Origin of the sequence: Corynebacterium sp. MSK019, assembly GCF_030232425.1 — a bacterium.
Classification (GTDB): domain Bacteria; phylum Actinomycetota; class Actinomycetes; order Mycobacteriales; family Mycobacteriaceae; genus Corynebacterium; species Corynebacterium jeikeium_D.
On the sequence record NZ_JASPJT010000022.1, the window covers coordinates 1 to 8,548 of the forward strand.

Sequence of the window (8,548 nt, forward strand, 5' to 3'; positions counted from 1 at the left end):
TAGTGCTCGACGGGTTAACTCCCCGGGAGGTAATCTCTGGTGTTATCCATGATGCAATGACCGCCTGACCCTACCAGCCATTTTTCGGGCCATTTTTGTCATAAACGCAGTCAGTAAGTCGCAGTGGCCCACCGCTGCCGCTAGCCGGCCGGCCAACAGTAGAAAACTACTTCTTCACCAGCACAGTGGTGCCAGCTGCTAGAGGTAGGCGCATCACGTAAGCGTCGTCAAGCTGGAGCATATATTCGTCGGCTTCGCGGGCAGCGACGGTGTCACGGTCAGTGCGTGACGAGTCAGCAACAGTGCCGTCGAGGAGCGCGCCGGTCAGGACGAGCGCGCCACCGGAGCGAAGCAGCGGCCAGGCCTTTTCCTGTGCGGCGCGGAGGATTGCCGGGGCGACGTCCAAGTAGACCAAGTCGTAGGAGTCGGCTGCCAGACGATCCATGACCTCCAGTGGCTGCGAGGGCAGGAAGCGCTGTCGGTTGGGGCGGATGCCTGCGGCTCGGAAAGCGGACTTTGCCAGAGACTGGTGCTCGAGCTCAGGGTCGATGCAGGTGAGAACGCCGTCATCGCCGAGACCGGCGGCCAGGTGCAAACCGACTACGCCTGCTGCAGGCGATGCGATGACAGCGGCGGGGTGACCGTCGCGGCGGGCACTGGTCAGGGCCATGAGCGAGGTCAAAGCGGCGCCGGTCATCGTATCGGGGACGGCAACTCCGTATTCGCGAGCGCTCTCTCGGGCGCTTTCAAGGGCCTCGGAGACTACGGTCGTGTTGTTGACGTGCTGTGCAATAGCGTCACGTGCGGATAGCGGGGTAGCAGAAGAACTCGTTTCGGACACGCTCTATAGCGTAGGAAAAAACTCCGTGCAGGGCAGCGGGGCGCGCCGGTCAGTGCCGGACTAGGTGGGTAAACAAGCCTCAAATTTCTCTGGACTCTCAAACTATTTTCAGGGTAAGGTCACTACAAACCTAAGGTTGGTAAGGAACACTGAACCTCATGCCCGAACGAGTCAAGTCCGAACGAGTCAGCGCAGGCGCCAGCCGCGAGGACGCCCCGTCCGCTGACGCAACTGAGCAACTGTCCGGCACCGCAGCTTTTGACGCAGGTGTGGGAGAGATGCCGTCGTGGTCGGAACTTGTCCAAGCCCACGCGGATAGTGTTTACGGGCTCGCATATCGGTTGACTGGTAACCAGCAGGACGCGGAAGACCTGACGCAGGAGACATTCATGCGTGTGTTCCGCTCGCTGAAGTCATACCGTCCCGGCACTTTTGAAGGCTGGCTGCATCGGATTACCACTAACCTGTTTTTGGATATGGTCCGGCATCGGCAGGTGATCCGGATGGAGGCGTTGCCGGAGAACTACGACCGCGTCCCGGGCACGCTGAAGACGCCGGAGCAGGCCGTCGATGATGCGATGCTCGATCCTGATTTGGAAATCGCGCTGGCTGAGCTGCAGCCGGACTATCGCGCGGTGGTTGTCCTCTGTGATGTGGTGGGGCTGACCTACGAGGAAATTGCTAACACCCTTGGGCTCAAGATGGGCACCGTGCGTTCGCGCATTCACCGGGCACGTTCCAGCTTGCGGGCGACGTTGGAGCGTCTGGAGAGGCAGCGGCAGGAGCTGCCGGAGTCGGTCACCGCAGGCTAGTTTTCCCGCACTCAATCCGTGGGAGCGGCTATTGTGGGGCTAGTTAAATAGGTGCGATTTCTGGAGGTGCTGCAGTCTGTGATTCAGCAGGGCGATGACAAGCGTTTTTTGTCAACGGAGCATCTCGGTACCGAGGCAATTGCCGCTTTTGTTGACGGTGAGTTGTCGGTCGTAGCTGAGCGACGCGCGCAGGCGCACCTGATGGCATGCCCGGAATGTCGCCGGGAGGTCGCGAAGCAGCGGCAGGCAGCCAAGCGTCTGCGTGATAGCGCGGCCTTGCACATTCCAGCTGAGCTGCGCGCTCGTATTGCTGATTTCGCAGGCAGCTGCGAGGACTCAGAGCCCCATAGGTCGGCGCGGCATCTCGCGCACCGTCCGCCGGAGTCGCTGAGCGCTGCGTTGGAGCAGATCGTTCGCGGTTTTCGCAAAGGTGGTAGTCACTAGTGGGCAAACATCGCGCTTTCGATGATTCCGCGTTTGCCCCGGACGCCGATCGTGCCGCCGCAACTGGTGGGCTACAGCGTGCACCAGGGCAAAAGCTTGACGACGACACCAGCGCCACCGCCCAAGAGTATTCGCCGTGGCAGGATTCGTCGTCACGCATGACGACGGGGCGTCCGGCCCGCAAACCCGAAGCGAAGAAGAAACCTCGCCCGAAGATGGCCCCCCGCGTCAGCGCGCGGGAAGTGATTTTTGGCCGCGAGGTGCCGTGGCGTGTGATTGCGGCGTCGTCGGCCGTGGTGCTGCTGATTGGCGGTGTCGGCGGCTTTGTTGGCGGTTGGGCTGGCAAGACTTTCCGCTCGGACTATCAGCGGGTGGAGCTGCAGCAGATCGAGGGGCGGCCGGGCAACGGTGATTTGACTGAAATCGGCAAGGTGGCGGAGGCTCTTCGTCCCGCGGTGGTGTCGATTGCGGTCAGTGCCGGTGAGGTCTCGGGCGTGGGCTCGGGGTTTGTCATTGATGGTGACGGTCATATTTTGACGAATAACCACGTCGTTTCGGCGGTGGCGGACCGGCAGGATATGCAGGTCTCCGTAACGTTTTGGGACGGCGGAAAGCTGAAGGAAGTGCCGGCCAAGATTATTGGCCGCGACCCGAAGACCGACCTCGCCGTAATTAAGGTCGAAGATGTTGCGGGGCTGACCGTGGCGCAGCTTGGTGATTCCAACGCGGTTGCGGTCGGTGACACAGTGATTGCGATGGGCTCGCCGCAGGGTCTCGGCGGAACGGTGACCTCGGGCATTGTCTCGGCGCTTAACCGGCCGGTGCGCCTGGCCGCTGAAGGGACTGACACGGACGGCTACGCCGATGCGATTCAGACCGATGCCTCCATCAACCCGGGTAACTCCGGTGGTCCGCTGGTGGATATCCGCGGTGCCATTATCGGTATTAATACGGTGATTTTCAGTAGTTCGGGTGGCTCACAGGGGTTGGGCTTTGCGATTCCAATCAATTCAGCCGTTGCCATCGCTGAGCAGCTCATCGCCGGTGAGCAGCCGGTTCATCCTGGGATTGGCGTGACAGCGCGCACGGTTTCCAATGGCGCACTGACTGGTGCCGAGATTGCCAGCATCCTGCCGGGAGGTGTTGCCGACCGGGAAGGCCTGCAGGAAGGCGACGTGATTACGGCTGTGGGAGACCGCGCGGTATCGTCCGCAGATGAGCTCACGGTGGCGCTGTGGACTGTTGGCGCTGGTAATGAGGCGGTATTGAAAATCGTTCGCCACGGAGCCGAGCTGGAGGCGAAGATCACGCCGGAGTAGGGGGGGGCGCTGGTTTCGACCGGTTTCGGCTGGTTTCTGCGGATTTGGCAGATTTGGTGGATTTGGCCGCGCAATGCTGCATGCGAGGTGCACTGTAACTAAGGTGGTATAACGTGTTTTCTAATGTTGGCTGGGGCGAGATTCTTGTCCTCTTTATCCTCGGACTAATTCTCATCGGACCTGAGCGGTTGCCGAAGGTAATTGAGGACGTCCGCGCATTGCTCTTGGCTGCGCGCACCGCAATCAATGACGCACGCGATAACCTCTCGGACGAGTTCGGCGAAGACTTCGACGATCTTCGCAAGCCGCTGCAGGAGCTCAACGATCTCCGTCGTCTCAACCCGAAGACCGCCATCACCAGGACGCTTTTCGACGGCGATGACACCTACCTGGACATGCTCTCCGGTAAGCCCGCAGCGGGTGGTGGCGGAACTGGTGCAGCCGGAGCTGCAGGAGCGGCCGGGCCTGCGGGTCAGCAGTACCAGCAGTCCAATACGAACCAGCCAGTGCAGCCGGCTCCGTCGCAGCAGCCGCTCCCGCAGCCGGGGACGTGGCAGGATCCAGTTGCCCAGGCCCGCCAACAGCAAGCACAGCAAACACCACAGCAGCCGCAACAACCTCAGCAGCCCCGTGGGGTGCAGGCCTGGGTCGACGACGACAACCTATAGAGGTTGCAAACCGTTCCCGACCGCAAGTTACTGACTAGGTTTATGACACTTTGAGCACAAATTTTGCCACGAAAGTGTCATAAACCTAGTCAGTAAGTGCACGCAGCCGCTTTGGTGGATGCACCACCGAAAACGCCCACAACACATACGCCCCAGACACCGCAGCCGCAAAAGCAGACGCCCCCTTCCCGGCACCAAAAATACCGGGGAGGGGGCGTCGCTGTGATCGTCGTAAAGCGAAGGCCTACTTCGGAGTCACGCCCAAGCCGAGCGACTTGCCTGCGAGCGACTCGCGACGAACAACCAGCTTGTCAGCGATAGCGTTCAGGGCCTCGCCCGCGCCCGAATCCGGCTTGGACAGGACAATCGGAGTGCCCTTGTCGCCGCCTTCGCGGAGCTCGGTGTCCAGCGGTACCTGGCCGAGCAGCTCGACCTTTCCGCCGGTGATCTGGGTAAGACGACGGGCAACGGTCTCGCCGCCGCCTGTGCCGAAGACCTCCATCTTGGAGCCGTCGGGCATTTCCATCCAGCTCATGTTCTCGATGACACCGGCGATGCGCTGGCGGGTCTGCAGCGAAATGGTGCCGGCGCGCTCTGCGACCTCGGCGGCGGCCATCTGCGGGGTAGTAACAATCAGCAGCTCAGCGTTCGGCACGAGCTGCGCCACGGAGATGGCGATGTCGCCGGTTCCCGGGGGCAGGTCGAATAGCAGGACGTCCAGGTCGCCCCAGAACACGTCCGCGAGGAACTGCTGGATAGCGCGGTGCAGCATTGGCCCACGCCAGACAACCGGTGCGTTGTCGTCGACGAAGTGTCCGATAGAGATCAGTGACACGCCGTGCGCCTGCGGAGGCATGATCATGTCGTCGACCTGGTGCGGCTTTTCCTCGGAGCCCATCATGTGCGGAATGGAGTGTCCGTAGACGTCGGCATCGAGGACACCGACAGACAGACCCTTCGCGGCCAGCGCGGCGGCGAGGTTCACGGTCACGGAGGACTTACCAACGCCACCCTTACCGGAGGCGACGGCGAACACGCGGGTGCGGGAGTCCGGCTGGGCGAATGGGATCACCGGCTCGGAGGCGGTGCCGCGGACGGCGTTGCGGAACTCGCGGCGCTGCTCGTCATTCATCACATCGGTGGTGACGGTGACGTTGCCAACGCCCTCGATACCGTTCAGCGCCTCTTCGGTGCGCTCGATGATGGTGTTTTTCATGGGGCAACCGGCAATGGTGAGGTAAATCTCCACGGCCACGTCATTGTTGTCCGCCACCGAGATGGACTTGACCATGCCAATCTCGGTAATCGGGCGACGTACCTCAGGATCTTCGACCTGCGCCAGGGCGGTGCGAACTTCAGCTTCAGTAATCGTAGACATTATGTAGTGAATCTTATCGTGAGACCCCGCAAGACAAAGAACTACTGACAGAATCAGTAGTTTGCCGCTTTACGACGGTCACAGCGACCACCCCTCCGGCAAGCGCGGTGGCGGTGGAACGGGCGGCGGACCAGGCGGTGGAACAATTGCCAATCGTCTGACGTTGTCCTTGATAGAACGCCTTTTGGCGATAGTTTTAGCAATATTTTTAGCAACTGAGTCACCTTTTACTGTGACAACAACTGCAAGGGAACGGTGAGAGTACCGATGGCAAATGGGGAAGCGGGCAGCGGTTGGGGGAGCGGCCGGGAACAGAGTATGAAGTCCCGGTTGCCTCAGCGCCAGGTGCCCGAGGGGTGGCCGGTGGGCAGTTTCACCAACTACTCCGACGCGCAGGCGGCGGTGGATTCGCTCAGTGATCGCGATGAGTTCCCGGTTTCCGACCTCACCATCGTCGGTGTTGACCTGATGCAGGTGGAGCGCGTGGTCGGCAGGCTGACTTGGCCGAAGGTGCTCGGCGGCGGCGCGCTGTACGGCCTGTGGATGGGCCTGTTCTTTGGCCTGATTCTGGGCCTTTTCCAAGAGGATTGGGTCAGTCCGCTGATTGTTGGCCTCGGCATGGGCGCCATCTTCGGCATCGTGCTGGCCGCAGTTCCGTACGCAATGCAAAACGGCAAGCGGGATTTCTCTAGCACAACGGAGATTGTTGCCCGTCGCTACGATGTCCTGTGCAATCCCCGCAATGCCGAGCGGGCCCGTGACCTGCTGGCGCAGCGGGCTCTCGGTGGGAACCGCGGGTAGGTTGCTGTATCCGTCGTAAGGCGATGCCTGCCAGAAGCAGAGCCTATAGCCACTTGTTGCGGCGCAGGACCCACACCAAAAACGCCACGATGGCGAACATGATGGCGAGGACGATGAAGTAGCCGTACTCCCAGTGCAGCTCGGGCATGTGGTCAAAGTTCATGCCGTAGATGCCGGCCAGGGCGGTCGGGACGGCGAGAATAGCCGCGTACGCCGAGATGGTACGCATATCCTGGTTCTGCTGCAGCTGGATTTTCACGGCGGCGGCGTCGATGAGGGCGGAGAGTCGTTCGTCGAGTCCGGAGACGAGGTCCGCGGCGGCGAGCTGGTGGTCGAGAACATCGGAAAGATAACGGCTGACGTCCTTAGGCATGATGTCTTCCCGCAGATTCATCAGGGAGCGCAGTGCCGGTGTCAGCGGATCGATCGCGTGGCGCATTTCCAGAATCTCTCGTTTGAGGATGTAAATGTCCTCAATATCCGAATCCAAGTTCGGCTCGAAGACTTCGTCTTCCATGATCTCCACGCGATCTTCCAGCTGCATAGCGATGCGCAGGTACGCATCGACGAGGTTGTCCGTCAGTGCCCACAGCACGCCCGCGGGGCCGTAGTCGATGGCGTCGGTGGTGTTCTCCACGCGTGCGCTAATGCGCTGCATATCCGAGCTAGGCATGCCCATGCGAATGGTGATGACGTACTCCGGGCCGATAACAATCATCAGCTGGCCGGAGCGAATAATCTCATTTTCGTCATCCGCGAGACCTTCCGGGGAGTAGTGAATCGAGCGAATAACAAAAACAACGTGATCATCGTGGATCTCAATCTTGGGGCGCTGGCGGTTAGTCAGTGCGTCCTCCACCGTCAGCTCATCCAGCCCGTAAAGCTCAGCGATGGCATCCATCTGTGTCGCGTTGGGGCGCGACAACGACAGCCACGTGAAGCCCTCGCCAAAATTCCGTACCTCGGACAGCCCGGAGAAGTGGTCGTAGGTGCCGGGCAACCGCTTGCCGCCGATGTAGACGCCGCAATCGCGCAGGGCATCGCGCACCGCCCTCGACTGTCCTGTTCCTGTGCTTGACGACGAGCCGTTGGTGCGCGTCACCTTCGAGACAGCCGACTTCGCTGCGGATTTAGCCGCATTCGTCGCCCGAGCGGTTTTACCGGGTTTTCCTGTGGCCGACGGTTTTTGGCTTTGACTGGCCGAGCTAGTTCGCGGATTGCGAGCCTTCGCCGAAGCGCTGATGTTGCGGCTTTTCTCTTCGCCCATTCTGGGTGACCTCACAATCCGTTCGTAGGTTACGCTGGTGTCGATGATTGATTTTAGACGTGCGAACGCCGGGTTCCACTTTCGCATCCGCTCAATGGGGTGCAAGGGTAGCTCCACGGCTACTGCGTGCACTTTTACCGCCCTGGCATTGGTCACTGGGGCGACGGGGTTCGGTCTTGCCGCATGTTCTGATTTGGATCCGCAGATGCCCGTTCCTCCCGAGCAGGAGGCGGTGGTGACTGTCGGGGCAGACCTACGCAACCCTGAGCAAGCAGCTCTTGCGTACGTGTATGCGCAGAGCTTTGAGAGGATAGGGCGGCAAGCGGAGGTCGTCGGCATTCGCGATGCTGACGACCGGTTGCGGGCCGTACGCAATGAAGCGGTCCTGGTCTCCTTCGGATGCACAGGTGAGCTACTCGGCCTGAGCGACCCTGCGTCGGCGGCTTCACTGGCGGAGGAATACGCGGACGACTCCACCCCGGACAAGCAGTTCAGCGGCGAGTGGCGCGACCGTGTGTACGACGCATTTTCGCGGTCGCTGCCGGGTGAAGTTATGGCCACCGACGCGGGCATGGCACAGGGCTGCGCGGATGTGTCAGCTGACAATGCTGGGGCTGACTTGCCGCAATGGCTTGTGCCTTTCTACGTCAAGCCAGCGTTGGACCGAGATGATCGAGTCCGCGTGCTCAATGAGATTGCGGGTTCGCTGAGCACTGAGGACTTGAAGCTGATGACCCGGGCTGTGGCTGGTGGCGCCAGCCCTGAGTTGGTCGCTCAGGAGTGGCTGGATAAGGCGTAGTCGGGGTGGCGGGGGCTAGTTGTGGCGGTATCGGACGTGTATCTGCTGTTGGCTGCCGCCAAGTTTGTTGATTAACCCATGAATGCGGGCTGCAAATGTGAAACTGTGCGAGTTTATGACACTTTCATGCCATTTTTCGGGAGGTAGGGTCAGGCGGTCATTGCATCATGGATAACACCAGAGATTACCTCCCGAGGAGTTAACCCGTCGAGCACTACC

Annotated in this window: 9 protein-coding genes; 6 read left to right on the plus strand and 3 right to left on the minus strand. The window is 60.9% G+C overall.

The window, feature by feature from the left end; genetic code table 11:
• Positions 1-166 precede the first annotated feature (166 nt).
• Positions 167-841 carry an O-methyltransferase gene (locus QP982_RS10455; protein ID WP_049193703.1) on the minus strand — a complete coding sequence of 225 codons (675 nt, stop codon included), beginning with the start codon at positions 839-841 and terminating at the stop codon, positions 167-169.
• A 158-nt stretch (positions 842-999) separates the two neighbouring features.
• Between QP982_RS10455 and sigE the strand changes: the two genes are divergently transcribed.
• The 4 genes from sigE (at position 1,000) to tatB (ending at position 4,084) form a co-directional block, all read left to right on the plus strand.
• Entirely contained in the window at positions 1,000-1,653 is a 654-nt protein-coding gene (gene sigE, locus QP982_RS10460; protein WP_038628362.1) for an RNA polymerase sigma factor SigE, read from the plus strand.
• 78 nt (positions 1,654-1,731) lie between these two features.
• A complete protein-coding gene (locus QP982_RS10465) occupies positions 1,732-2,097 on the plus strand; it encodes an anti-sigma factor family protein (RefSeq protein WP_038629490.1) in 366 nt (121 codons plus the stop codon).
• The gene (locus tag QP982_RS10470) at positions 2,097-3,416 is read left to right on the plus strand and encodes a S1C family serine protease (RefSeq protein WP_284870529.1); all 1,320 of its coding nucleotides are present in this window, start codon (positions 2,097-2,099) and stop codon (positions 3,414-3,416) included. Before QP982_RS10465 ends, QP982_RS10470 begins: the two co-directional genes overlap by 1 nt.
• A 113-nt stretch (positions 3,417-3,529) precedes the next feature.
• A complete protein-coding gene (gene tatB / locus QP982_RS10475; RefSeq protein WP_070429355.1) occupies positions 3,530-4,084 on the plus strand; it encodes a Sec-independent protein translocase protein TatB in 555 nt (184 codons plus the stop codon).
• Between the two features lie 244 nt (positions 4,085-4,328).
• On the opposite strand, the gene QP982_RS10480 is transcribed toward tatB, so the two are convergent.
• Positions 4,329-5,462, minus strand: a complete 1,134-nt coding sequence (locus QP982_RS10480) for an Mrp/NBP35 family ATP-binding protein (RefSeq protein WP_049190060.1) — start codon at positions 5,460-5,462, stop codon at positions 4,329-4,331.
• Between the two features lie 318 nt (positions 5,463-5,780).
• On the opposite strand from QP982_RS10480, the gene QP982_RS10485 reads away from it, so the two are divergent.
• On the plus strand, positions 5,781-6,263 hold the full coding sequence (locus tag QP982_RS10485) for a YflT domain-containing protein (RefSeq protein ID WP_042388577.1): 483 nt from the start codon (positions 5,781-5,783) through the stop codon (positions 6,261-6,263).
• Between the two features lie 43 nt (positions 6,264-6,306).
• Here QP982_RS10485 and QP982_RS10490 read toward each other — a convergent pair whose 3' ends face one another.
• Positions 6,307-7,530 carry a magnesium and cobalt transport protein CorA gene (locus QP982_RS10490; protein WP_049190061.1) on the minus strand — a complete coding sequence of 408 codons (1,224 nt, stop codon included), beginning with the start codon at positions 7,528-7,530 and terminating at the stop codon, positions 6,307-6,309.
• A 43-nt stretch (positions 7,531-7,573) separates the two neighbouring features.
• On the opposite strand from QP982_RS10490, the gene QP982_RS10495 reads away from it, so the two are divergent.
• On the plus strand, positions 7,574-8,329 hold the full coding sequence (locus QP982_RS10495; protein ID WP_070429353.1) for a type 2 periplasmic-binding domain-containing protein: 756 nt from the start codon (positions 7,574-7,576) through the stop codon (positions 8,327-8,329).
• Positions 8,330-8,548 lie beyond the last annotated feature (219 nt).

Excerpts from the sequence above, each read along its gene's own strand:
- sigE (WP_038628362.1), top strand. The coding sequence starts at position 1,000 with ATGCCCGAACGAGTCAAGTCCGAACGAGTCAGCGCAGGCGCCAGCCGC.
- QP982_RS10480 (WP_049190060.1), bottom strand. The coding sequence starts at position 5,462 with ATGTCTACGATTACTGAAGCTGAAGTTCGCACCGCCCTGGCGCAGGTC.
- QP982_RS10485 (WP_042388577.1), top strand. The coding sequence starts at position 5,781 with ATGAAGTCCCGGTTGCCTCAGCGCCAGGTGCCCGAGGGGTGGCCGGTG.
- QP982_RS10490 (WP_049190061.1), bottom strand. The coding sequence starts at position 7,530 with ATGGGCGAAGAGAAAAGCCGCAACATCAGCGCTTCGGCGAAGGCTCGC.
- QP982_RS10495 (WP_070429353.1), top strand. The coding sequence starts at position 7,574 with ATGATTGATTTTAGACGTGCGAACGCCGGGTTCCACTTTCGCATCCGC.